We start from the raw sequence: 22,161 nt of genomic DNA, 5'->3' as shown, positions 1-22,161 counted from the left end.
GCAGGCGATGGAACTTTCTGCGCCGTCCCGCCTCCTATGGGTCATGTGTCCTGCCTCCCCCCGCCGGTCCCGTCGTCTCCTGACCGCCCTCGCCCTCACCGCCGCCCTCGTGCTGGCCGCCTGCGGCGGCGACGACAGCACCACAGCAGCGAGTGGTGACGCGTCGCTGCGCGTCGCCACGTCGATCGCCCCGTTCGAGGACCTCGTCTCCCAGGTGGCGGGTGACCGGGCCGAGGTGTCGAGCATCGTTCCGGCCGGTGTCGATGGCCACACCTACGAGCCCACCCCCGGCGACGTCAGGATCCTGACGGAGGTCGACCTGTTGATCCTGCCCGACGTGGAGCTCAACCCGGTCGTTTCATCTCTCGCGTTCGACAACCTGCCCGAGGATGCCGAGGTCGTCGACCTGAACGCCCAGGTCGTGCCCGAGGACGAAGTGATCTTCGCCGACAGCCACAGCCACGGGGACGGCCCCTCCCACGGCCATCAGCGCAACGTCCACACCTGGACGAACCTGCCCTATGCCAAGCAGATGGTCGGCGAGATCGTCACCGCCCTCAGCGACGCCGATCCCGATGGCGCCGACGTGTACGAGGCGAACGGTGAGGAGCTGCTCGCCGAGATGGACCAGCTGATGTCAGCGACCCAGCAGGCCCTGGCCACCGTGCCCGACGAGAACCGCACCCTGGTCGTGTACCACGACTCCTGGTCCTACTTCGGCCGCTTCTACGGCTTCGACGTCCAGGGCGCCCTCCAGGCGGTCAACTTCGCCGAGCCCTCCGCCGCCGAGCTGCGCACCATGGTCCAACAGGTCCAGGCCGCCGGCGTCCCTGCCTTCTTCGGTTCCGAGGTGTTCCCCACCTCCGTCCTCGAACAGGTCGCCTCCGAGTCCGGCGTCGACTACGTCGGCAACCTGTCCGACGACAAGCTGCCTGGCGAGGCCGGCGACCCCAACCACAGCTACATCGGGATGATGACCGAGAACGTGCGCCTCATCGTCGACGGCCTCGGCGGCGACGCCAGCGCCCTCGACGACGTCGACGCGGCGTGAGCAGCCCGATCCTCGCCTTCGACGGCGTCACCGCCGGCTACCGCGGCAAGCCCGCCATCGAAGCCGTCGACCTCCACATCCAACCCGGCGAGCTCGTCGGCATCGTCGGCCCCAGCGGCTCGGGCAAGTCCACCCTGCTGCGGGCCGTCACCGGCACCACCGACATCTACGCCGGCACCGTCACCCTCCACGACCGCCGGGTCCGGGCCGGGCACCCCACCCGCGACATCGGCTTCGTGCCCCAGCTCGCCCTCGTCGAACCCGACACGCCTCTCCGTGCCGCCGACGCCGTCCTGCACGGCCTCGCCGCCTCCAGCCGCCGAGTGCCCTGGTACTCCAAGGCCGAACGGGCCAAGGCCAGCGCCCTGCTCGAACGACTCGGCCTGGCCGGCTACGAACGCCAACCGATCGGCGAGCTCTCCGGCGGCCAGCAGCAGCGGCTCCTGCTCGCCCGGGCGATGATCGCCGACTCCAGCCTGGTCATGCTCGACGAGCCCACCAGCGGCGTCGACCTCCAGACCCTCCAGGACATCCTCGGCCTGCTCGACGAGCTCAACCGGGCCGGCACCACCATCGTGCTCACCACCCACGACCTCAACTGGGTCGCCGCATCCCTGCCCCGGATCGTGTGCATCAACCAGCGCATCGTTGCCGACGGCGCCCCCGCCGACGTCATGACCGCCGAGGTGCTCGAGCGCACATACGGCGCATCGGTCCGCATCGTCCGCGACGGCGACCGGATCCTCGTCACCGACGACCGACCCCACGCCGCATCGACATCGGAGGCCCGCTGATGCACCTGCTCACCGAACCCTTCGAGTTCGCCTTCTTCCCCTACGCCCTCTGGGCCGGCGTGTTCGTCGGCGCCCTCTGCGGCGCCCTCGGCGTCTTCGTCGTCCTGCGCCGCATGAGCTACATAGGCCAAGGCCTCTCCCAGAGCGTCCTGGGTGGCGTCGCCCCCGCCGTGCTCTCCGGCATCGACCCCTACCTCGGCGCCGTCGCCGCCACCATCGTCGCCGGCCTCCTCATCAACCGCGTCGGCCGCCAACACGGTGTCCGCCCCGACGCCGCCATCGGCATCGTCTCCACCGTGCTCTTCGCGTTCGGCGTCGCCCTCGTGTCCGCCAACCGGGACCGGGCCGTGAACCTCAACGACCTGCTCTTCGGCAACATCCTCGGCGTCGACTCCAGCGACATCACCCTCGTCGCCGCCACCACGGCCGTGCTCGCCATCGCCGGCTTCGTGTTCTGGAAGCCCCTCACCTTCACCATCACCGACGCCGCAGGCGCGTCCGCTCACGGAATCCGGGCTGCGACCGTCGAAGCTGCCTTCACGATCGCCCTCGCGGCCGCGGTGGTCGTGTCCATCCGCGTCGTCGGCGTGCTCCTCATCGCCGCCGTCATCGTCATCCCCGCCTCCACCTCCCGGCTCTTCGGACGCAGCCTCGGACCCGTCGTCATCGCTGCTGCCGCACTCGGCGCCGCCGCCGCCGTCGTGGGCATGTTCGTCTCGTTCCACGTCGAGATCGCCAGCGGCCCCGCCATCGTCCTGGCCAGCGGCGCCGGCTTCGCCCTCGCCCTCATCGCCAGCACCCTCTCCAGCGTCCTACTCGTCCGACGAGCACGCGCAGCTCACGCCTGATCGCGCCGGATGCCGTCGCCGGCGGACCGTCCGGGACGACTCACTCCCAACCGAGCGAAGTGGCCCAGCCTCGTACTTCGGCGATCCCGGTAGGGCATAGCTGGCGTTCGGGCGAGGAGAGCTCGGCGACGACGTCCGCCAGACCCCAAGGACCTGCCCGACCGGAATCGGGTGGCCCGAGGCGCTCGCAAGCCGGCACTCTTCCTGCATGGGGTGCGCCGCTGCTCGGCATCTGTGGAAGTGATGAACGCAGAAATCGCGATCAGGGCAGCGAGGTTGGACGACTGCGACGATCTCGGCCTGGTCACGGTCGCGGCGTCTCTTGGTGCGTTCATCGGCCAGATCCCGGAGCGGATGCTCGACCTCACATGGACACCCGCCCAGAGCGCGAGCGGGTGGAGGAAGTTGTTGGCCGAACTTCACCCCCACGACGTCTTCGATGTCGCTGACGCTGAGGAGCACGGGGTGGTTGGCTTCGTGTGGGCGGGTGCCTCGGTTCGACAGGTGGCCGGTGTGGGCGAGATCCGTGGTGGCGGTAGGACAGCTACGGGCCCGTTCGATGTCCTCGCTCCTGGTCGGTTGCATCAAGGAGAACCCGAGCTGTGACTTCTACCGGCACCTGGGAGGAGTCGAGTCCTTCCGCGAACGAGGCGTAGTGGATCGACACGCGACGGAGGAGATCTTCTTCTCCTGGCGAGATGGCAGGGTTCTCATCTGAGCCGCCCGCGCTGGCGCCGTGACCGCGCGTGCCGGCGTCGATCGACGACATCCGACGGTGGTTCGGCGACTGGGACCGACCGTGGTGGGTGATCGGCGGCTACGCGATCGAAGCCTTCACGGGCACAACGCGCCTGCACGGCGACCTCGACATCGCCGTCTTCCGTCGGGACGTGCCTGCCCTCCAGGAGCACCTCGGTGGTCAGTTCCATCTCTGGTCGGTGGGCAGCGGGTCGCTGCGACCCCTCCTGTTCCCCGACGCAGGCATCCACGCTCCCGAGCTGCCGAACTGGGCTGGACAGGTGTGGATCCGGCGCAAGTCAACCGAACCGTGGCTCATCGACGTGGTGACGACGAAGGATCGCGCCGGGATGTGGACGAGCCGCCTCGATCCGGACCTGGCGCTACCGCTCGAGGACGTCGTCTGGGTGCCTGAAGAGGGGCCGTTCGCCGGCATGCACGTGCAGCGTCCCGAGTTCGTGCTCGCTCACAAGGCCCGGCATGACAACCCGAAGGACCGATCAGATCTGCAACTGACCCTGCCGCTGCTCGATGGACGTGCGCGAGCCGTGCTGTGCGACCTGTTGGCACGCTGGCACCCCGGGCACGAGTGGCTCCGCAAGATCGCAGATCACGAAGCTAGGCGGGAGTTCACGAGCGATCTGAGACGGCAGAGCTGATGCCGACCAGGAACAGGGGCGTCGCTGCGGTCTTCCGGGTCGACCACGGCCACGACGAGATCCTCATGGTCCAGCACGCCACTCCCGATCGCGTGTGGTGGACCTTGCCTGGAGGTGCGATCGAGCCTGGTGAGACGGTCGCAGATTGCGCACTCCGCGAGCTGCGCGAGGAGACCGGTCTGGTCGGACGCGTCGTTCGCCACCTGTACGACTCGACAGGACCGAACGGGACGGAGAGCTGTTGGCTCCTGGATGTGCACGACGGCACTGCCGTGCTCGGCCACGACCCTGAGTTGCCAGCCGACGCCCAGGAGCTCGTCGACGTCGCATGGTTCCCCGTCGAGAAGGTCCGCACGGACCGGCAGGGGCGCCGTCGTGAGCGTCTGCCCCGACCACGCCCACACTGATCGTCCGGCGTGACGACCGGGGATGGGCGCAGCCGACCTCGTCCTAGAGTCGGCGGCCGTGTCGAACCCGTCGCCCGCTCCCGATCGTCCGCCGTCGGTCGACCAGCTGGCCCGGTCCCTCGCCGACACCGGCCTGCCCCACCCGCTGCTCGTCGATGCCGCACGCGAGGCGATCGCGGCCGGCGATCCCGGTTCGGCGCGATCGGCGGCCGCTGCGCGGGCCCGGACGATGCTCCAGCCGGTGGTGAACGCCACCGGCGTGCTCCTCCACACGAACCTCGGTCGTGCCCCGCTCGCGGCCAGCACCGACGGGCGGGCGTCCAACATCGAGCTCGACCTCGCCAGCGGCAAGCGGGGGAGCCGCACCGCCCACGCCGGCGCCCTCCTCGCCCGGGCGATGGACGCCGAGGCCGCGATCGTCGTCAACAACTGCGCCGCCGCGGTGCTTCTTACCCTCGCCGCCCTCGCCGGCGGCGGCCGGGGGGTCGCGGTGAGCCGCGGTGAGCTGGTCGAGATCGGTGGCGGGTTCCGGGTGCCCGACGTGATGGCGCAGTCCGGCGCCCGGCTCGTCGAGGTCGGCACCACCAACCGCACCCGTGCCGCCGACTACCGCGGCGCGATGGACGCCGAGGACGACCTCGCCCTCCTGCTCAAGGTGCACCGCTCGAACTACACGATCTCCGGCTTCACCGAGGAGACGTCCGTGGCCGCGCTCGCCCAGCTGGGCCCGCCCGTCGTCGTCGACCTCGGCAGCGGGCTGCTCGACGCGGGCTGCCCGTGGCTCGACCACGGGCCCCCGTCGTGGCTGGCGGAGGAGCCGGCCGCCAAGCAGACGTTGAAGGCCGGCGCCGACCTCGTCCTGTTCTCCGGCGACAAGCTCCTCGGCGGCCCCCAGGCCGGGGTCATCGCCGGCCGCGCCGACCTCGTCCGCGCCTGCGCCGCCCACCCCCTCTACCGGGCGTTCCGGCCCGGCGCCCTGGTGCTGTCGGCGCTGCAGGACGTGGCGCTCGCGTACCTGGACCGCAGCGCCGGGCGGCTGCCGTTCTGGCGGATGGCCGCGGCCGAGGTCGACGACCTCGAGTCCCGAGCCCACCGCATCGTCGAGACCCTGGCCGGCTCGGCCGGCGCCGAGGTCGTCTCCTGCGCCTCTGTCCCGGGCGGGGGCACGCTCCCGGGCGTCGAGATCCCCTCCGCCGGCGTGGCGGTGGCCGGCGACCGCACCGCCGAGCTGCGGGCCTGGTCGCCACCGGTCATCGCCCGGGTGGAGGACGACCGCACCATCCTCGACCTGCGCACGGTCGAGCCGGACGACGACGAGGTCGTCGTGGCCGCCCTGCGCGACCTGGGCGGGGCCTGATGCACGTCGTGGCCACCGCCGGGCACGTCGACCACGGCAAGTCCACGCTGGTCCTGCACCTCACCGGCACCGACCCCGATCGGCTCGCCGAGGAGAAGGCGCGCGGCCTCACGATCGACCTCGGCTTCGCCGGGGCCACCCTGCCCTCCGGCCGACGCATGGCGATGATCGACGTGCCGGGCCACGTGCGGTTCCTGAAGAACATGCTCGCCGGCATGGGCGCGGTGGACGCCTGCCTGTTCGTCGTCGCGGCCAGCGAGGGGTGGAAGCCCCAGAGCGAGGAGCACCTGCGCATCCTCGACGTGCTCGGCGTGCGCCACGGTCTCATCGCCCTGACCAAGGTCGGTCTCGTCGATGACGACCTGCACGAGCTGGCCCGCCTCGAGGTGGAGGAGGCCGTGGCCGGGACGTTCCTGGAGGGGGCACCGGTGGTCGGGGTCGACGCGCCCACCGGCCGCGGGCTGGACGACCTGCGCACGGCGCTCGACGAGCTCCTGGCCGTCACCCCGACCGCCGTCGACCACGGTCGACCCCGCCTGTGGATCGACCGCTCCTTCGCCCCGCCCGGGGCGGGCACCGTCGTCACCGGCACGCTCGCCGGGGGGTCCGTCGCCGTCGACGACGAGCTCCTGCTCGCCCCGGCCGGCACCACCGTGCGGGTGCGGGCCATCCAGCGCCTGCACGAGCAGGTCCAGCAGCTCGAGCCCGGCAACCGCACCGCACTCAACCTCGTCGGCGTCAGCCACGGCTCGGTCGATCGTGGCGACGTGCTCGTGCGCGACGGCCAGTGGCACCACACCGATCAGCTCGACGCGTCGCTCACCGTGCTCGGCCGCCTCGACCACGCCGTGTCCCGGCGGGGCGCCTACCTGGCCTACATCGGGTCCGGCGAGCACCCGGTGCAGCTGCGCGTCCTCGGCCCCCAGCCGATCGAACCGGGGGAGACGGGCATGGTCCGGCTCCACCTGGCCCGCCACCTGCCGCTGCTGCCGGGCGACCGCTACGTGCTGCGCGACGCCGGCCGGGGCGAGACGGTCGGGGGCGGCGAGGTGCTCGACGTCGATCCCGTGCTGCGTGCGTCCCGGGCGGCGCCGGATCGCCGGGTCGAGCGGGTGGTGGCCGAGCGGGGCTGGGTCGACGCCCACCAGCTGGCGCTGCTCACCGGGGAGCGGGTCGAGCCGACCATCGGGCGCTGGGTCGTGTCACCCGTCGCCTGGACCGATGCCGTCGAGCGGGTGACCGGCCGGCTGCTCGAGGCGGGACCCCTCGGCCTCGACCTGGCCACGCTCGACGAGCGCGACCGGGCCGTCGCCGAGCGCCTCGACGACGTCGTGGTCGAGCAGGGCCGCATCGTCGCGATCGATGCCATCGACCCGCTGGACGGCCACCCCTGGCTGGGCGCCCTCGCCGCCGACCCGTTCGCACCGCCGGCCCCACCCGACGACCTCGGCCGCAACGAGATCCGCGAGCTCGTCCGGCGGGGGGCCGTGGTCGAGGTCGACGGCATCGCCTTCGGTGCCGGCGCGATCGAGCAGACCTGCGACGTGGTGCGGGGGCTGCTCGAGGAGCACCCCGAGGGGGTCACCGTGGCCCAGATCCGCGACCGCCTCGGCACCAGCCGCAAGTACGTGCTGCCGCTGCTGGCGCACCTCGACGGCACCGGCCGGACGCGGCGGCGCGGCGATCTGCGGATCGCCGGGCCTCGCTTGGTGGCTGCCGAGGGCTGAGCCGGACTACGGAAGGAGCGACTTGCGCTCGTTCTCGCTCAGGCCGCCCCAGATGCCGTGCTGCTCACGGATGCGCAGGGCGTAGTCGAGACACTCCTGGCGCACCGAGCACGTGGTGCAGATCGCCTTGGCCCGTCCCTCGCGCTCGAGCTTCTCGTCCTTGCGCTCGAAGTGCGCAGGCGGGAAGAAGACCCGAGACTGCGGCCCCCGACAGGCAGCCTTGAGCTGCCACTGCTCGGTCTCTGTGCGAATCGCCAGCGTCATGCGAACCCCCCGGTGTCGACGTGGCGCCTGAACCTAGGACCGCAGGTCGTTGTGCACAAGGGGTGAATCAGCGCGAGCGTTCTGCTCGCGATCGCGAGCAGTCGCTCAGTGGCTGCGGGCCTCGCGGTAGTCCTTGGCCCCGCCCTCGATCGGCTCGACCTCGAGGGTCAGCCCGTCGATGGCGGTGACGCGGACCTCGTCGCCGGCGGTGATCGGCGTGGCCCGGTTGGTGTGGGCCCGCCACGGGGCGTCCCGCACGGTGACGACCCCGTCCGGGGAGATGTCGGCGACGGCCACGCCGGTCTCGCCGATCATCCAGTCGCGCCCGATGGTGGGCGTCGAGAAGCGGGTGCGGACCATGGCCGGCATGCCGCCGAGCATGGCGAGCAGCACGCCGATGATGCCGGCGAGCAGGGTGATCCACGACGGCGGGCCGTCCTCGAACACCGCGACCGAGCCGACCACGAGCGCGACGGCGCCGACGGCGGTCCAGAAGCGGGGCACGCCCGTCTGCACGTCGACGGCGAAGGCCGGGAACGCCAGGCAGAGCAGCACGAGCGCCCACGTGCGGGTGGGGAGCACCGCCAGCCCGTAGGCCGACAGCACCAGCGAGCCGACGCCGACCATGCCGGCCACGCCGACGCCGGCGGTGAACAGCTCGAAGACGAGCAGGCTCGCGCCGATCACGAACAGGAGATAGGCGACCGGCGGGCTGGCCACGGTGTGGAACAGCTGGTCGATGAGGCCGAGCTGGCCGAAGCGCACCGGGGTGACCGGCTCGATGCGGTCGTCGACCTGGCGCGTCTCCACACCGGGGAGCCCGACGATGAACTCGCCGATGACCGGGGCATCGTTGTCGACCACGCCGAGCTCGGCGGCGAGCTCGCTGCCGATGCGCTCGCCCACGGCGGTGCGCCCGTCGAGGTCGACGCCCTCGGCGAGCTCGCTCGTGACCTCGATGCGGCTGCCGGGGGAGAGGCCCGAGACCGCGGAGGCGGCGACCAGGCGGGCGGCCCCGCCCTCGGCCTTCGAGCCGGAGGGGCCGATCCAGGTGGAGACGGGGACCGACGACGCCTCGATGGCGGCGACGACCTCGTCCATGCGCTCGTCGCTGACGACGGCGTCCTCGCTGTTGACCTGCAGGACGAGCGCGACCACGTCGCTGTCGGCGGCGGACTCGACCTCCTCCTCGATGAAGGAGGCGGTGACCGGGTCGATCAGACCGGAGACCTTGAGGATGCGGACCGTCTCCTCACCGGCGTCGGCCGGGTCCGACTGCGCGGAGGCACTGCCCGCCAGGCTGGTGAGGGCGAGTGCGCACAGCGCGAGGCCCGCGATGACCCTGGGTAGGGTGACCCGCGCTCGGTGACGAGGAGGATGGACGTGGTGTTTCGGTGAATCCGACGGAGTACTTCGCTGCATCCCGGCTGCTCATCGTTGCGGGCAAGGGTGGCGTGGGCAAAACGGTCGTCACCGCAGCCCTGGCCAGGGCGGCGTCGATGGTCGGTCGCTCCGCGCTGGTGGTGGAGGTCGAGGGCAAGTCGGGCCTGCCCAGGATGTTCGGACAGGGTACGCCGGACCAGTCCGGACTCAGCTATGACGAGCAGCTCCTCCGCCGTGGCGGCGGTCCGGACGGGTCGGCCGACATCACCGCACGCACGATCACGCCAGACGGCGCGCTGCTCGAGTACCTCGAGGACCACGGCCTGTCCCGCATCTCCAAGCGCCTCGTCACCAGCGGCGCCCTGGACGTGGTGGCCACCGCGGCGCCGGGCATCCGGGACATCCTCGTGCTCGGCAAGGTCAAGCAGCTCCAGCGCGCGGGTGTCGCCGATGTCATCGTCCTCGACACGCCGGCCGCCGGGCACGCCATCACGTTCCTGCGCTCGGCCAAGGGCCTGCTCGACTCGGTGAAGGTCGGCCCGATCAACACCCAGGCCCGCGACGTGCTCGACCTGCTCGAGGACCACGAGCGCTGCCAGGTCATCCTCGTCACCCTTCCCGAGGAGACGCCGGTGAACGAGCTGGTCGAGACGGCCTTCTCCCTCGAGGACCAGGTCGGCGTGGGCCTCGGGCCGGTCGTGGTCAACGGCATCTACGACGACCTCGACGGCCTCGACGCCGACCCCACCGCGGCAGCCGAGCAGGCCGGCGTCACGCTCCGGGACGGCGAGGCCGAGATCCTGGCCGAGGCGGCCGACTTCCGCCGCCACCGCATCGACCTCCAGGTCGAGCAGGTGCAGCGCCTCTCCGACCGGCTCCCGCTGCCCCAGGTGCGCCTCCCGTTCCTGTTCGAGTCCGAGATCGGCCCCGAGGAGGTCGACGTGCTCGCCCGATCGGTGCTCGGTGCCATCGAGGTGCTGGATGCCGAGGTCCAGCTCGGGTCGCCCACGTGAGCGCCCCCGGCCTCGACGAGCTGGTCCGCGACCGCCGCATCATCGTGTGCGGCGGCTCCGGCGGCGTCGGCAAGACCACCACGGCAGCGGTGCTCGCCATGCGGGCCGCCGAGGCAGGTCGGCGTGCGGTCGTCGTCACCATCGACCCGGCCAAGCGCCTCGCCGACGCGCTCGGCCTCGACGGGCTCACCGACGCGCCCAGCCAGGTGGACGGCACCGGGTCGGGCGAGCTCTGGGCGATGATGCTGGACACCAAGTCCACCTTCGATGCCCTGGTCGCCAAGCACGCGGCCGACGACGCCCAGCTCCAGCGCATCCTCGGCAACCGCTTCTACAAGAACATCTCCGGCGCCCTCTCCGGCACCCAGGAGTACATGGCGATGGAGAAGCTCTACGAGCTGGCCGAGGAGACCGACTTCGACCTCATCGTCGTGGACACCCCGCCCACCCGGAACGCGCTCGACTTCCTCGATGCACCGGCCCGGCTCAGCCGCTTCCTCGACCACCGCCTCTACCGGCTGCTGACGGCACCGAACCGGGGCGTGTTCCGGGCCGTGAACGTGGCCACCCAGACCTTCGTGCGCACCGTCGCCCGCGTCGTGGGCGCCGACGTCATCGACGACGCCGTGGCCTTCTTCCAGGCCTTCGACGGCATGGAGGAGGGCTTCAAGCGCCGGGCCACGCGGGTGCAGGAGCGCCTCCGCGACGACGACACCGCGTTCGTGCTCGTCGCCTCACCGCGGCGCGACACCATCGCCGAGGCCACGTTCTTCGCCGAGAAGCTCACCGAGGGCGGCATCCCGGTGCGGTCCCTCATCGTCAACCGCATGCACCCCCGCTTCGACGACGGCCTGGCCGAGGCCACGCACCAGCGCGCCGACTCCCTCGAGGGGACCGACATCGGCTCGCTCTACCGCAACCTGGCCGACTTCCAGCTCGCCGCCTCCCGGGAGGAGGAGAACCTCGCCGGCCTCGCCGACAAGGTGGCCCCGGCGCCGGTGGTCCGGGTGCCGTTCCTGCGCTCCGACGTGCACGACCTCGAGGGCCTGCGCCTCATCGAAGCCGAGCTGTTCTGAGATCCGTTCCGGCCTACGCATCCCCGCGCGTGCGGGGGAATCGGTAGGCCAGAACCGTCAGTCTCGCTGGGCCTCGGCGAGCGCGGCGGCGGCCTCGTCGACCGACTCGGCCACCGGCACGATGCGGTCGAAGCCGGTCGTGTGCAGCAGCCGGGTGAGCGAGGCGCGGGAGCAGGCCACGGCGACCTCGCCGCCGGCCTCGCGGGTGCGTCGGATGCCGCCGATGAGCGCGCCGAGGCCGGCCGAGTCCATGAAGGGGACGTCGGAGAGGTCGATGAGGAGCGCATCGGCGTCGGCGACACCGCCGAGGGCGTTGCGGAACTCGTCGACCGTGTAGGCGTCGAGCTCGCCGCTCGGGCGGCACAGCGTGTAGTCCGGGGTCTGCTCGATCTCGATGTCCATCGCGGGGCACGCTACCGTTCCCGCCGTGCCCACGGTCCTCATCGCCACCGACAACGATGCCGTCGCCGACGAGGTCGCGGCCGCCATCGAGGACGACGAGACCACCATCGTGCGGCTGCGCGCCGGGGTGGAGGTGCCGCCCGCCGTGGAGGCCCACCAGCCCGACCTGGTGGTGCTCGATCTGCAGATCGGCAACATGGGGGGCATGGCCGTGGCCACGCACCTGCGGGCCGAGATCGCCATGGAGCGCCTCGACGACGTGGCCATCCTCATGCTGCTCGATCGCACCGCCGACGTGTTCCTGGCCAAGCGGTCCAGCGCCGATGGCTGGCTGGTGAAGCCCCTCGACTCGTTCCGCCTGCGCCGGGCGGCCAAGGCGCTGCTCGGCGGCGGCGACTACCACGAGGCCACCGGGATCGAGTCCGTGCCACCGGTGGCGCCCGCCTCCGCCTGATCGGCGCAAACCGCTGGCGCCTCCAGGGCGCGGGCGGCACGCTCGGGTGATGGAGCTGCGCCAGCGACTCGCCGAGCACCTGCCGATGTTCGGCCTCGAGGTGCGCACGCCGCGCCTGCTGCTGCGCTACCCCGACGACGAGGACGCGCTCGCCCTGGCTGAGCTCGGAGCGATGGGCGTGCACGACCCCGGGACGCAGCCGTTCTCGATCCTGTGGACCTCGGTGCCGCCGCCGCACCAGCAGCGCAACACCCTCGCCGTCCGGGAGGGTGAGGCCGTGGTGATGGAGGGCTTCGTGATGGATCGCGCCGACTGGGAGCCCCACCGCCGCGACGACATCGAGCTCGTCGGCGCCGACGCGGTGGCTGCGCTGTTCGGCACCGAGCGACCGCCCGGGTCCTGAGCCGGGATCCGGCTTCGATCGGCACCGGACCCCTCCGGTATGGTGGTCAGGCCCTGGCTCCACCGGCCAGGACGATCCGGGTGGTGGCTCAGCTTGGCAGAGCGCTGCGTTCGGGACGCAGAGGTCGGGAGTTCAAATCTCCCCCACCCGACCAAGACGAGCATGCAGGCCAGCACGGGTTCCGACCGGGCTGGCCTGCGTCGCGCCGGAGCTGTGGCTCAGCTCCTGACTCCATCCAGGTGGGCGAGCAGCTCGTCTGCAGCCTTCTCCACCGCGTCGTGCTCGTTCTGCGCCGCCCGTTGCTTCGCCGCGATCAGCCCGCTGCGGACCACCCGATGGAAGTCGCCGAAGGGGAAGGCGTAGCGGTCCTTGGTCTCCTCGGACGCCTCGGTGTCCAGGGCCAGGTGCCACTCGCCGTAGCCGTCGTACCCGTCGCGGTCGATCTTCTCGTTCGACTGCTCGGACGATGGCGCGGCGTCGCCCCACTCGGTCTCCAGGTCGTACTGGTTGCTGTCGATCATCTGACGGGCCTTGGCGACGCCGTCGTCGTTGACTCGGTACTTGGATGCCATGCGTGGCCCGTACCCGGCCGCCGTCGTCACTGATGCATCTCGGGGACCGTCGGGGAGGAGGCGGGGTGCGGCGCGGAAGCGCCCACCGCCACCGTGGCGACGAAGGGGGAGGTCATGGCGCGGAGCAGGGCGCTGTAGTCGACGCCGAAGCGCAGCTCGTCGCCCACGACGCCGGCTGCGTCGTCCAGGTCCACGACCAGGTGGTCGCTGCTCATCCCGAGCAGCGCGACGCCGGCCGGGCACGTGAGGCCGTCTGGATCGACGTCCTGGCGCCCGAGCGCGACGATCGCCTGTCGGACCGGGCCGGTCCCACACCGAGGCGCCTGTGCGCCGAACGCGGTCTGGGCGAGCTCGCCCCACGGTCGGGCCGGCTTCACCTGCACCTCGATGATCTCGCCCACGAGGGCGAAGGCGTCGGCGCGGAGGCCGTCGATGGGTCGCCGGTGGAGCGGCTCGGTGCCGAGCAGGATCGACTCGCCGAGCCGGAGGTCGTTGACGCGCCCGGCATCTGGAGTCGTCAGGGCCCACTCGAGGTTGGCGGAGTTGCCGCCGGAGATGACGGAGAGCTCGACCCCGCAGGCCGCTTCGACCTGCTCGACGAGGCAGGACAGCTCGTCCATCTTCGCCTGGTCCGGCACGACCCCGCACTGGCAGGCCAGGTTCGTCCCGAGCCCGACGAGCGACAGCCCCTGACGTCGACCGACGGATCGCGCCAGGTCGACCACGTCCGCACTCCCCACGCCCTCGCGGAGGTCACCCAGCTCGACCATGAGGACGATCTCGTGCGTCGTGCCCTGGGCCACGGCGGCGGCGGCAAGGCCGTCCAGGACGGCTCCCTCGGTGTTCATGCTGGTGGTGGCGTGGCGGACGACCTCGTGGACCTGGCTCAGCATCGGTGCCCGGATCAGGGTGAGCGGCGCATCGACCTCCGCCGAGCGCATCCGGGCGAGGTTCTCGACCCTCGAATCGCCGAGCCCGGCCGCGCCGCCGTCGAGCAGCGCCTGCGCCAGCTCGGTCGAGCCGAGGGCGGCCTTGGTCACGCCGGTCACCCGGATGCCGCGCCGCGCCAGTCGGTCCACGAGGACCCGGGTGTTGTCGCGGATCGCGTCGAGATCGACCTCGAGCCGAGGCGCCGTCACCGCTCGCTCAGGGTGCGCGGCTCAGCGAGGGCCGGGAACGCGTCGACGACCATGTCGACGAGGCGATCGAGCGGCCTGGTGAGCGGGTCGGTGGCCGGCACGCCGAGATCCAGCTCGTACTCGTCGATCGCCGCCGTGACGTCGGCGTCGGTCATGTGCTCGTGGTTGATCGTGACGCCGATCACCTTCGTGTCGGCGAAGGCCTCGATCAGCTCGACCTCGCTGGCGACGGTGGGCATGGCGACCATGGGGAAGTCACCGAGCACGCGGCGCTTCGGGGCGTGCTGCACGATGACGCCCTGGGGGCGGCTGCCCCGGAGGATGTGCGCCGAGGTGAGGTACGCGGGGTGGCTGAGCGCACCCTGGCCTTCGACGACGATCACGTCGGGGTCCTCGCCCTCGAAGGCCGCGACCACCTGGTCCTCGACCTCACCGGAGCAGAACTGGGGGACGAGGGCATCGAGGGCCACGCCGTACCGGCCGCCCTGGATGAGGGTGGTCTGGCCGGTGCCGACCATCACCGCCCTGACCCCGCGGGCGTTCAGTGCCTGGACGAGCAGCGTCGCGGTGGTCCGCTTCCCGATGGCGCCGTCGGTGCCGAGCACGGCGATGCGCAGGCAGGTGACGTCGAAGATCCGCCCCGAGAACAGCTTGAGGTCCTTCTTCTCCTTGGGGCGCCGGACGTCGGTGATGGTCACCCCGGCCATCAGGCTGGCCGCCACGAACTCGGCGTCGTCGTTGAGGAACTCGTGGAGCCCGTTGATGACGTGCATGCCTCGGGCGATGCCGTCGAGCAGGACGACCCGCTGCGCCGGGGAGAGCAGCCCGTCCGCCGGCGCGACGCCGAAGATGAGGTAGTCGGGGACGCCTCCGGCGTGGGCGATGGCCTCGGTCAGGTCGGCCAGCACCGGGACGCCGTTCGCTGTCCCGTCGAGGAACGAACCCGCATCCAGGCCGGCGCGTCGGCTGTCGATGACGCTGACGATGCGGTACTTCTCGGAGTGCCGGACCAGGCCGTTCGCAGTCTTGCCGTCCTGCTCGCCGAACTGGCCCTCGCAGTAGACCACCGCCGTCGGGCGCGCGTCGCGGGTGGAAGGGGTGGGTGCGGGCTGGGGCATGTGTCTCCTCTGAGCGTCTCAGAGGAGGCGACGGGCTCGTTGCCGGGGACGGTGTCCCTGCGGTCGGCGAGGCCCCTGCCCCTGAGTGCCGGCGGTGTTGCCGACGGCTGCATCCTACCGGGGGGACGGGCGGACACCTTCGGGTCGGGCGCGCCGATCTAGGTTGCGGAGGTGGCGACCGGCTTGACCCTCAGCGAGCAGTTCTTCCGTGACCAGGCGGCGTCGGGCGCGAGCGGCGACCTGTCCACCGTGCTCAACCGCATCAGCCTGGCGGCGAGGATGCTGGCGTCGGAGATCATGCGCGCCGGCTTCGTCGGCAAGCTCGGCCTGACCGGCGACAGCAACGTGCAGGGCGAGCAGGTCCGCCAGCTCGACATCATCAGCAACGACATCGTGAGCCAGGTGATGGACCACGCGCCGATGATCGCCGGCATCGGCAGCGAGGAGCTCGAGGACGTCTACGCGATGCCCGGTTCCGAGCACGGCAAGTACGTGCTCACCATCGACCCGCTCGACGGCTCCGGCAACGTGGACGTCGACGGGGCCATGGGCACCATCTTCGGGATCTACCGCCGTCCCGAGGAGCGCAGCGGCCTGCCCGCGGACGTCGCCGACTTCCTGCAGCCCGGCCGCGACCTGGTGGCCGCCGGCTACGTGCTCTACGGCCCCTCGACCATGTTCGTGTACACGGCCGGCGGCAGCGTGCACGGCTTCACCCTCGACCGCTCCATCGGCACCTTCTTCCTCACGCACCCGTCGATCCGCATCCCGGAGGGCGCGGGCACCTACGCGGTCAACGAGGCCAACGAATCGGAGTGGGACGACCGCACCCGGGACATGGTCGCCACCTTCCGACGCCAGCAGTCCCGCTGCGGCCCCCGCCAGGCGCGCTACTCCGGCGCGCTCGCCGCTGACGTCCACCGGATCCTGCTCAGAGGTGGCGTCTTCATGTACCCGCCGACGTCCTCGAGACCGGAGGGCAAGCTGCGCCTCCTCTACGAGAACGCACCCCTGGCGTTCCTCATCTCCCACGCCGGTGGCGCCGCCACCGACGGCCGTCGCGACATCCTCGACATCACGCCCACCGAGCTGCACCAGCGCACACCGCTGTACATCGGCAGCAGCGGCGACGTGGCCGAGGTGCAGCGGCTGCTCGGACCGGGACGAGACTGACCGCTCGCTCCGCGACTGGTGCGTCATCGCATCGAGCCTCTCGTGGTGCCGAGGCTGTGCCAGGCCCGGAACCCGATCTCGTCGACGAGCGCGCCGAGCGACCTCTCGGTGTCCGCTGCGATGCCGTACGGGGCGGGCTCGGGCACCGCCATGGTGCCGTGCCTGATGCCTCGATCCGCCATGTCCCACTCCATCCCGGCGCGGTTGAGGATGGCGACCATCGCTGCGTTCTCGGAGAGGACGTCGGCTGCGAAGCGCGAGATGCCATTCCGCCGGGCCGCGATCGCGAGAGCGCCCATCAGCAGCGCACCGAGTCCCCTTCCCTGGAGCTCGTCCATGATCGAGAAGCTGATGTCGGCGACTGACGGGTCCGAGCGCGACCGGATGTAGGACGCGCCGCCGACGCCGGTCTGCTCGTCGTCGATGGCGACCCAGACGAAGTGGTCGATGTAGTCGACCTCGGTCAGGTACCGGGCAGTCGCTGGCGTGATCCCGGTCACGCTGAAGAACCGCCGGTACCTGGTCTTGGCCGAGATGAGCGCGTCCGCCTCGAGGAGGCGCCATTGATCGGCGGGCAAGACCGGCCGGAGCCGGAGCGCCGTCCCGTCGTCGAGCGTCATGGGAACCGGGACTAGACCCGCGGCGAGGCGGCGACGGGCGCGGGTCACGACCTTGTCAGCGACGCCTTCGATGGCGAGGAGCTGCGTGAAGGCTGCGCGCCCGCCCATGAGGCCACGCACCGGGGTCAGGGCGGTCACCGTGGAGGCGCGTGGCCGCTCGCGAAGCAGCGCGATCTCGCCGACGATCGATCCCTCCGCCACGATCGCGAGCTCGTTGTCGTCGCGCTCGCCGACGACGACCCGCGCTTCTCCATCGGTCAGGAGGATGAAGTGGTGAGCCGCCTCCCCCTCTCGCATCAGCGTGGTGCCGGGCGCTGCGGTGAACGGGGTGAGCAGCGAGGCCAGACCGCGGAGCGCGGCATCGGGCGCGCCGGCGAGAACGTCGACAGCCTCCAGTTCGGCGACCGTCTCGCCTTCATCGCTCACGAGGACGTCCTGACGGGGCGTGCCAGCGGTTCGTCCGATCCCTCGGCCGGACCGGCTCGGGCACGACGGGTGCGGTGGCCGGTCACGTCGGTGCGGTCGGCGTGAGGCATCGCTCGAGTCGAGCACATTGCGCTGCGACAGGTGAGTGGCGTGAATTGGGTCACGAACCGGGCACCAGTGACCCGAGACCCTTCCTGGAGTCCAGGGGTCGCCCTACGTTCCGATCATGGTCCCCCCACGGGCGCGCCGAGGTGCGCCGGTCGCCATCTTCCTGCTCTTCGTCGCGGGGTTCGTGACAGCCTGCGGCTCGGGCGGCACGGGTGAGCCGGCCTCGCTCGCAGCGACCACCACCCTCGCCGGCGTCGTCCGGGCACCGCTGCTCGAGGTCGCCGACGTCTCGCTGCCCGAGGCGGCGAGTGGCACGCCGATGGCCATGCGGGCCGACGACGGCGAGCTGCTCGTCGTGTACTTCGGGTACACGTCGTGCCCGGATGTCTGCCCCATGACGATGAGCGATCTGCGGGTCGCCATCGAGGACCTCCCCGACGGGCTCGCCGAGAAGGTGACCGTCGCGATGGCCACCGTCGACCCCGAGCGGGACCAGCCGGAGACCCTCGCCGGCTACCTCGGGCACTTCTTCGACCGGACCGCTGCGCTGCGCACCGAGGACCCCGCCGAGCTGGCGACCGCGGCACGGGCCTTCGGCGTCCAGTACGAGGTCGAGGATCACGAGCCCGGCGACGCCACCTACGACGTCGGGCACTCGGCGATCACCTACGTGATCGACGACACCGGAACCGTGCGCGTCGAGTGGCCCTTCGGCTTCGAGAGCGAGCACATGACGACCGACCTGACCACCCTGCTGACCCGACCGGAGATCCGATGACCCCCACCCCCACCCCCACCCCCACCCGCCGCCTGACCGCCGTCGCCGCCCTCGTGCTCGCCGGCTCCCTCCTCGCCGCGTGCGGTGACGACGACGAGGTCGCCGCCGTGTCCGGCGAGGCCGCCCCGGTGACCGAGGCCGCCAACACCACGGACACCACCCAGGCCGAGGAGCCGGCCGGCGAGCTGGAGGTCGCCGACGCCTGGGCCCGCACCTCCCCGGCGGTGGCGACGGCCGGGGCCGCGTACCTCGACATCACCAACGGGACCGAGGCCGACGACGTGCTGCTCTCGGCCAGCGTCGACGCAGCCGTCGCCGCGAGGGTCGAGCTCCACGAGACGACGGCCGTCGAGGACGACGGTGACGCCGGGATGGGCGAGGGCATGGGCGGCGAGGAGGGCGAGGGGACGACCGACACCTCGATGGCCGGCGCGCCGATGATGCAGATGCAGCCGGTGGAGGACATCCCGGTGCCGGCCGGCGAGACCGTGTCGCTCGAGCCCGGCGGGCTGCACATCATGATGCTGGACCTGGTCGAGCCTCTGGAGGTGGGCACCACGATCGAGCTCACGCTCACGTTCGAGCAGGCCGGTGACGTCGTGGTGACCGCCGAGGTCCGGGACATGGCCCCGTGATGGCGCGCCGGCCGGGACTGCGCCTGCTCGCCTGGGCGCTGGTCGTCCTCGCATCCGCCGGCGCGGTCGCCGGCTGCGGCGAGGACCGCCAGGCCCAGACCGTGGAGGTCGTCGTCCCAGCTGGCACGCAGGACCGCCTCGACGCCGGCGAGACCGTCGACGTCATGCCGGCTCGGATCGAGCTGCGGGTGGGCGACACGTTGCTCCTGCGCAACGAGGACGACGTCGACCAGACGGTCGGGCCGTACTTCGTGGCCGCAGGCCGGAACCTGTCGCTGACGTACAGCGTCCCGGGTCGCTACGAGGGGTACTGCCCCCTCTCGGGGAGCGACGGCTACGAGATCGTCGTCTTGGACTGATCGCGGGGCACCCGGCGGCGCGCCCACTGGTACAGCAGCATCGAGATCACGGCGCTGATGCCCATGCCGACGAACACCGGCCGCAGGCCGACCGTGTCGGCCACGGCGCCGAGGGGCAGGGCGGCGAGGCCGAACCCGGAGAAGCTGAGCATGAGCAGCGACTGGACCCGGCCGTGGTACTCGGGCTCGCTCTCGGTGAGGATCAGCGTGTTGTTCATCGCCTGGAACGCCGAGGCGCCGCCGCCGATGACGAAGAGGGCGAGCAGGGCGAGCGGGAACGACGGCGCGAGCCCGAGGGCGACGATGCCGACGCCGAACACGACGCCGGCGATGACCTGGATGCGCCAGCTGTCGGCGCCGGAGATGCGAGCGATGCGCAGCGAGACGATCACGGCTGCTGCGCCGCTGGCCGCGTTCATGATCCCGTAGCCGGCCGAGCCGACGTCGAACACCTCGGTGGCGACCAGCGGCAGGAAGGCGATGTAGGGGAAGGCGAACATGACGACCGCGTAGGAGGCGATGATGAGCAGGAGCACCGGCCGGTTGCCCCGCACGTAGCGCAGCCCGGCGCGCAGCTCCGAGATGGGGCTCGGCCGGTCGCTCCGGTCGACCTTGGCCTGCTTCGGCAGCGGGACGATGATGATGAAGGCGATGACCATCAGCGCCGCCGTGATCAGGTAGGTGCCGGCGGTGCCGAGCCAGGCGACGCCGATGAGCGCGCCGCCCGCGGCCGGGCCGATGATCCGGGTGCTGTTCATGCTGATCTGGCTGAGGATCACGGCGTTCGGCAGCGCCCGGCGGTCGACCAGCTCGCTGGTGAAGCTGATCCGGGCCGGGCCGAAGATGGCGAACCCCGACGCCTGGACGGCGGAGGCGCCGACGAGCATCCAGTACTCGAGGACGCCGAACGCGTCGGCCAGGCCGACCCACAGCGCGCTGATGACGAGCAGGGCGGTGGAGACGAGCAGGACGGTGCGCTTGGGGAAGCGGTCGGCCGCGACCCCGCCGAACGGGGTGAGCAGCAGCATCGGGATGGCGAAGCCGAAGAACACCCCGCCCAGGCCCCGGTTGGACCCGGTGAGCTCGGCGGCGAGCCAGCCGCGCACGATCTGCTGGGCCTGCACGCCGAGGAAGATGAAGAGCCCGGAGATGAACAGCAGGCGGTACTCGGGGTAGCGCAGGGAGTGGAACGTGGAGATCCGCTCGACCGCCTCGGTGCCCGGGGCGACCGGGGACTGCGGGACGATGACGCGCTCAGGGACCTCGTTCGCCGGTTCGGGGGCGGTGTCCGGGGGGTCTCGACGCATCGCCGGACCACCCTATTGACCGCGCGGTCAAGAAGCGTCGGCCCGGGTCAGATCGTCTCCGAGGACGATCGTCCCGTCGAAGTGCTCGGCGGCGATGGCCCGCCACGCGTCCTCCTGGCCCGGCTGCATCGGCGGCACGTAGTGGGTGAGGACGAGCGTGCCGACCCCCGCCCGCGCCGCGGTCTGGGCCGCCTGGACCACGGTCGAGTGGTAGTCGAGGATGTCCTGGAGCCGTGCGTTGGGCACGAGGGCGACGAGGTCCTCCCGGATCACCGTCTGGACGTACAGGTCGGCGCCGGCGCACAGCTCGTCGAGGCCCGCGCAGGGGACGGTGTCGCCGGCGATGGCCGCGACGGCGCCGTCGTGGTCGATCCGGTAGCCGAGGGTCGGCTCCACGGGGCGGTGGTCGGTGGCGTGGGTCGTCACCGTGCATGCGCCGATCGTGAAGGTCTCGCCCGGCTCGTGCTCCACCACCTCGAGCTGCGGGCCGGCGGTGAGGTCGTCGTGGTGGTCGATCCGGTAGCCGACGTCGGGCTGCAGCATCTGCTCGATGCCGGTGACCACCGCCGCGGTGCCCGGAGGTCCGTGGATCGGCAGAGGGGTCGGTGCTTGGCTGGTCACCCAGTGCGACGTGATCACGTCGTTCAGGGCGCAGATGTGGTCACTGTGCAGGTGCGTCAGGAGCACGCCGGTGACCATGCTCGGGAAGAGCCCGGCGCCGGCGAGGCGCATGACGCATCCCCGCCCGGCGTCGACCAGCAGGTTCGTGCCGCCGGCCTGCACGAGGGTCGACGGGCCGGCCCGGTTCGGGTCGGGGAGGGGGCTGCCCGTCCCGAGCAGCGTCACGGAGAGGGGCATCCGGACAGCCGAACATCTGCGAGCCCAACTGTCAAATGATTCTCCTATCGTCGCCGGGGTGGAAGACGGAGCGACGTCGGCACGCAAGCCGCCCGGGGTCTCCTGGGAGCGCTGGATCGAGCGTCAGATCGCCGAGGCGATCGAGCGCGGCGACTTCGACGGCCTCCCCGGCGCCGGTCGGCCGATCCGCGACCTCGACGCTCGCCGCGACGAGATGGCCTGGATCCGGGACAAGCTCCGCCGCGAGCGCGCTGCGCCGCCCCCGCCGCCGGCGATCCAGATCCGCATCGACGTGGACGCTGCGCTCGGCTCGCTCGGCGCGCTGGCGACCGAGGCCGAGGTGCGCTCGCTGGTCGAGCACCTCAACGACCGGATCCGGACGGTGAACCGCACCACGGTCTCGGGACCGCCGACGACGCTCGGCCCCCTCCCGGTCGACGAGGTGCTCGAGCGCTGGCGCCGACTGCGGGGCGCGGCCGAGGGCCCCTGACC

At 71.6% G+C, this 22,161-nt stretch carries 26 protein-coding genes and 1 tRNA gene; 18 read left to right on the top strand and 9 right to left on the bottom strand.

Annotated elements, in window-relative coordinates:
• Positions 1-43 precede the first annotated feature (43 nt).
• The 8 genes from RGQ06_RS03715 to selB all read left to right on the top strand — a co-directional run bounded on the left by RGQ06_RS03715 (position 44) and on the right by selB (position 7,581).
• The gene (locus RGQ06_RS03715) at positions 44-1,051 is read left to right on the top strand and encodes a metal ABC transporter substrate-binding protein (protein ID WP_432429231.1); all 1,008 of its coding nucleotides are present in this window, start codon (positions 44-46) and stop codon (positions 1,049-1,051) included.
• On the top strand, positions 1,048-1,845 hold the full coding sequence (locus tag RGQ06_RS03710; RefSeq protein WP_432429232.1) for a metal ABC transporter ATP-binding protein: 798 nt from the start codon (positions 1,048-1,050) through the stop codon (positions 1,843-1,845). The genes RGQ06_RS03715 and RGQ06_RS03710 overlap by 4 nt, the downstream gene beginning before the upstream one ends.
• Entirely contained in the window at positions 1,845-2,693 is an 849-nt protein-coding gene (locus RGQ06_RS03705) for a metal ABC transporter permease (protein WP_432429233.1), read from the top strand. Before RGQ06_RS03710 ends, RGQ06_RS03705 begins: the two co-directional genes overlap by 1 nt.
• Positions 2,694-2,936: 243 nt before the next feature.
• Positions 2,937-3,299 (top strand): hypothetical protein, encoded by a 363-nt coding sequence (locus RGQ06_RS03700; RefSeq protein WP_432429234.1) that lies wholly within the window; start codon positions 2,937-2,939, stop codon positions 3,297-3,299.
• 200 nt (positions 3,300-3,499) lie between these two features.
• The gene (locus RGQ06_RS03695; protein WP_432429235.1) at positions 3,500-4,090 is read left to right on the top strand and encodes a hypothetical protein; all 591 of its coding nucleotides are present in this window, start codon (positions 3,500-3,502) and stop codon (positions 4,088-4,090) included.
• Positions 4,090-4,497: an NUDIX hydrolase gene (locus RGQ06_RS03690; protein WP_432430697.1), complete on the top strand. Its 408-nt coding sequence runs from the start codon at positions 4,090-4,092 to the stop codon at positions 4,495-4,497. The genes RGQ06_RS03695 and RGQ06_RS03690 overlap by 1 nt, the downstream gene beginning before the upstream one ends.
• Before the next feature lie 58 nt (positions 4,498-4,555).
• Positions 4,556-5,854 carry an L-seryl-tRNA(Sec) selenium transferase gene (gene selA, locus RGQ06_RS03685; RefSeq protein ID WP_432429237.1) on the top strand — a complete coding sequence of 433 codons (1,299 nt, stop codon included), beginning with the start codon at positions 4,556-4,558 and terminating at the stop codon, positions 5,852-5,854.
• Entirely contained in the window at positions 5,854-7,581 is a 1,728-nt protein-coding gene (selB, locus tag RGQ06_RS03680) for a selenocysteine-specific translation elongation factor (RefSeq protein ID WP_432429238.1), read from the top strand. The genes selA and selB overlap by 1 nt, the downstream gene beginning before the upstream one ends.
• 6 nt (positions 7,582-7,587) lie before the next feature.
• Here the strand turns inward: selB and RGQ06_RS03675 are convergent, their stop codons facing one another.
• Positions 7,588-7,845 carry a WhiB family transcriptional regulator gene (locus RGQ06_RS03675; RefSeq protein WP_432429239.1) on the bottom strand — a complete coding sequence of 86 codons (258 nt, stop codon included), beginning with the start codon at positions 7,843-7,845 and terminating at the stop codon, positions 7,588-7,590.
• A 105-nt stretch (positions 7,846-7,950) separates the two neighbouring features.
• Positions 7,951-9,267, bottom strand: a complete 1,317-nt coding sequence (locus RGQ06_RS03670) for an NfeD family protein (protein ID WP_432429240.1) — start codon at positions 9,265-9,267, stop codon at positions 7,951-7,953.
• On the opposite strand from RGQ06_RS03670, the gene RGQ06_RS03665 reads away from it, so the two are divergent.
• On the top strand, positions 9,240-10,241 hold the full coding sequence (locus tag RGQ06_RS03665; protein WP_432429241.1) for an ArsA-related P-loop ATPase: 1,002 nt from the start codon (positions 9,240-9,242) through the stop codon (positions 10,239-10,241). The genes RGQ06_RS03670 and RGQ06_RS03665 overlap by 28 nt on opposite strands.
• Positions 10,238-11,317, top strand: coding sequence for an ArsA family ATPase (locus RGQ06_RS03660; protein ID WP_432429242.1), 1,080 nt, complete (start codon positions 10,238-10,240; stop codon positions 11,315-11,317). Before RGQ06_RS03665 ends, RGQ06_RS03660 begins: the two co-directional genes overlap by 4 nt.
• A 57-nt stretch (positions 11,318-11,374) precedes the next feature.
• Here the strand turns inward: RGQ06_RS03660 and RGQ06_RS03655 are convergent, their stop codons facing one another.
• Positions 11,375-11,719, bottom strand: coding sequence for an STAS domain-containing protein (locus RGQ06_RS03655; protein ID WP_432429243.1), 345 nt, complete (start codon positions 11,717-11,719; stop codon positions 11,375-11,377).
• A gap of 25 nt (positions 11,720-11,744) precedes the next feature.
• On the opposite strand from RGQ06_RS03655, the gene RGQ06_RS03650 reads away from it, so the two are divergent.
• The 3 genes from RGQ06_RS03650 to RGQ06_RS03640 all read left to right on the top strand — a co-directional run bounded on the left by RGQ06_RS03650 (position 11,745) and on the right by RGQ06_RS03640 (position 12,730).
• Positions 11,745-12,173, top strand: coding sequence for a response regulator (locus RGQ06_RS03650; RefSeq protein WP_432429244.1), 429 nt, complete (start codon positions 11,745-11,747; stop codon positions 12,171-12,173).
• A 49-nt stretch (positions 12,174-12,222) separates the two neighbouring features.
• Positions 12,223-12,576, top strand: coding sequence for a hypothetical protein (locus RGQ06_RS03645; RefSeq protein ID WP_432429245.1), 354 nt, complete (start codon positions 12,223-12,225; stop codon positions 12,574-12,576).
• 77 nt (positions 12,577-12,653) lie between these two features.
• Positions 12,654-12,730, top strand: a tRNA-Pro gene (locus RGQ06_RS03640).
• Positions 12,731-12,794: 64 nt separating this feature from the next.
• On the opposite strand, the gene RGQ06_RS03635 is transcribed toward RGQ06_RS03640, so the two are convergent.
• The 3 genes from RGQ06_RS03635 to RGQ06_RS03625 are packed head-to-tail and all read right to left on the bottom strand — an operon-like array spanning position 12,795 to position 15,405.
• On the bottom strand, positions 12,795-13,148 hold the full coding sequence (locus RGQ06_RS03635) for a hypothetical protein (protein WP_432429246.1): 354 nt from the start codon (positions 13,146-13,148) through the stop codon (positions 12,795-12,797).
• A gap of 26 nt (positions 13,149-13,174) precedes the next feature.
• Positions 13,175-14,287, bottom strand: coding sequence for an alanine/ornithine racemase family PLP-dependent enzyme (locus tag RGQ06_RS03630; protein ID WP_432429247.1), 1,113 nt, complete (start codon positions 14,285-14,287; stop codon positions 13,175-13,177).
• Complete coding sequence (locus tag RGQ06_RS03625; RefSeq protein WP_432429248.1) at positions 14,284-15,405, bottom strand: DUF1611 domain-containing protein; 1,122 nt, start codon at positions 15,403-15,405, stop codon at positions 14,284-14,286. Before RGQ06_RS03625 ends, RGQ06_RS03630 begins: the two co-directional genes overlap by 4 nt.
• Before the next feature lie 171 nt (positions 15,406-15,576).
• Between RGQ06_RS03625 and fbp the strand changes: the two genes are divergently transcribed.
• Positions 15,577-16,578, top strand: coding sequence for a class 1 fructose-bisphosphatase (fbp, locus tag RGQ06_RS03620; RefSeq protein ID WP_432429249.1), 1,002 nt, complete (start codon positions 15,577-15,579; stop codon positions 16,576-16,578).
• Positions 16,579-16,601: 23 nt separating this feature from the next.
• Here the strand turns inward: fbp and RGQ06_RS03615 are convergent, their stop codons facing one another.
• A complete protein-coding gene (locus tag RGQ06_RS03615; RefSeq protein ID WP_432429250.1) occupies positions 16,602-17,624 on the bottom strand; it encodes a GNAT family N-acetyltransferase in 1,023 nt (340 codons plus the stop codon).
• A gap of 226 nt (positions 17,625-17,850) precedes the next feature.
• Between RGQ06_RS03615 and RGQ06_RS03610 the strand changes: the two genes are divergently transcribed.
• Genes RGQ06_RS03610 through RGQ06_RS03600 form a run of 3 tightly spaced genes read left to right on the top strand, consistent with a single transcriptional unit; the run spans position 17,851 to position 19,504 of the window.
• Positions 17,851-18,510 carry an SCO family protein gene (locus RGQ06_RS03610; RefSeq protein WP_432429251.1) on the top strand — a complete coding sequence of 220 codons (660 nt, stop codon included), beginning with the start codon at positions 17,851-17,853 and terminating at the stop codon, positions 18,508-18,510.
• Positions 18,507-19,145, top strand: coding sequence for a copper chaperone PCu(A)C (locus RGQ06_RS03605; RefSeq protein WP_432429252.1), 639 nt, complete (start codon positions 18,507-18,509; stop codon positions 19,143-19,145). The genes RGQ06_RS03610 and RGQ06_RS03605 overlap by 4 nt, the downstream gene beginning before the upstream one ends.
• Entirely contained in the window at positions 19,145-19,504 is a 360-nt protein-coding gene (locus tag RGQ06_RS03600) for a cupredoxin domain-containing protein (protein WP_432429253.1), read from the top strand. The genes RGQ06_RS03605 and RGQ06_RS03600 overlap by 1 nt, the downstream gene beginning before the upstream one ends.
• Here the strand turns inward: RGQ06_RS03600 and RGQ06_RS03595 are convergent.
• Both RGQ06_RS03595 and RGQ06_RS03590 read right to left on the bottom strand, forming a co-directional pair.
• Complete coding sequence (locus tag RGQ06_RS03595; protein ID WP_432429254.1) at positions 19,480-20,811, bottom strand: MFS transporter; 1,332 nt, start codon at positions 20,809-20,811, stop codon at positions 19,480-19,482. The two genes, RGQ06_RS03600 and RGQ06_RS03595, sit on opposite strands and share 25 nt — an antisense overlap.
• Positions 20,812-20,838: 27 nt before the next feature.
• Positions 20,839-21,669 (bottom strand): MBL fold metallo-hydrolase, encoded by an 831-nt coding sequence (locus tag RGQ06_RS03590; RefSeq protein WP_432429255.1) that lies wholly within the window; start codon positions 21,667-21,669, stop codon positions 20,839-20,841.
• Positions 21,670-21,727: 58 nt separating this feature from the next.
• On the opposite strand from RGQ06_RS03590, the gene RGQ06_RS03585 reads away from it, so the two are divergent.
• Entirely contained in the window at positions 21,728-22,159 is a 432-nt protein-coding gene (locus RGQ06_RS03585; RefSeq protein WP_432429256.1) for a DUF1992 domain-containing protein, read from the top strand.
• Positions 22,160-22,161 lie beyond the last annotated feature (2 nt).

Origin of the sequence: Salinilacustrithrix flava (assembly GCF_041228405.1) — a bacterium.
In the GTDB taxonomy this organism is placed as follows: domain Bacteria; phylum Actinomycetota; class Acidimicrobiia; order Acidimicrobiales; family Salinilacustritrichaceae; genus Salinilacustrithrix; species Salinilacustrithrix flava.
The sequence above is the reverse complement of the archived record's forward strand: the minus strand, read 5'-3'. Positions and strand labels throughout refer to the sequence as shown.

Excerpts from the sequence above, each read along its gene's own strand:
- RGQ06_RS03715 (WP_432429231.1), top strand. The coding sequence starts at position 44 with ATGTGTCCTGCCTCCCCCCGCCGGTCCCGTCGTCTCCTGACCGCCCTC.
- RGQ06_RS03705 (WP_432429233.1), top strand. The coding sequence starts at position 1,845 with ATGCACCTGCTCACCGAACCCTTCGAGTTCGCCTTCTTCCCCTACGCC.
- RGQ06_RS03700 (WP_432429234.1), top strand. The coding sequence starts at position 2,937 with ATGAACGCAGAAATCGCGATCAGGGCAGCGAGGTTGGACGACTGCGAC.
- RGQ06_RS03690 (WP_432430697.1), top strand. The coding sequence starts at position 4,090 with ATGCCGACCAGGAACAGGGGCGTCGCTGCGGTCTTCCGGGTCGACCAC.
- selB (WP_432429238.1), top strand. The coding sequence starts at position 5,854 with ATGCACGTCGTGGCCACCGCCGGGCACGTCGACCACGGCAAGTCCACG.
- RGQ06_RS03675 (WP_432429239.1), bottom strand. The coding sequence starts at position 7,845 with ATGACGCTGGCGATTCGCACAGAGACCGAGCAGTGGCAGCTCAAGGCT.
- RGQ06_RS03670 (WP_432429240.1), bottom strand. The coding sequence starts at position 9,267 with ATGCAGCGAAGTACTCCGTCGGATTCACCGAAACACCACGTCCATCCT.
- RGQ06_RS03655 (WP_432429243.1), bottom strand. The coding sequence starts at position 11,719 with ATGGACATCGAGATCGAGCAGACCCCGGACTACACGCTGTGCCGCCCG.
- RGQ06_RS03645 (WP_432429245.1), top strand. The coding sequence starts at position 12,223 with ATGGAGCTGCGCCAGCGACTCGCCGAGCACCTGCCGATGTTCGGCCTC.
- RGQ06_RS03635 (WP_432429246.1), bottom strand. The coding sequence starts at position 13,148 with ATGGCATCCAAGTACCGAGTCAACGACGACGGCGTCGCCAAGGCCCGT.
- RGQ06_RS03625 (WP_432429248.1), bottom strand. The coding sequence starts at position 15,405 with ATGCCCCAGCCCGCACCCACCCCTTCCACCCGCGACGCGCGCCCGACG.
- RGQ06_RS03610 (WP_432429251.1), top strand. The coding sequence starts at position 17,851 with ATGGTCCCCCCACGGGCGCGCCGAGGTGCGCCGGTCGCCATCTTCCTG.
- RGQ06_RS03605 (WP_432429252.1), top strand. The coding sequence starts at position 18,507 with ATGACCCCCACCCCCACCCCCACCCCCACCCGCCGCCTGACCGCCGTC.
- RGQ06_RS03600 (WP_432429253.1), top strand. The coding sequence starts at position 19,145 with ATGGCGCGCCGGCCGGGACTGCGCCTGCTCGCCTGGGCGCTGGTCGTC.
- RGQ06_RS03595 (WP_432429254.1), bottom strand. The coding sequence starts at position 20,811 with ATGCGTCGAGACCCCCCGGACACCGCCCCCGAACCGGCGAACGAGGTC.
- RGQ06_RS03590 (WP_432429255.1), bottom strand. The coding sequence starts at position 21,669 with ATGCCCCTCTCCGTGACGCTGCTCGGGACGGGCAGCCCCCTCCCCGAC.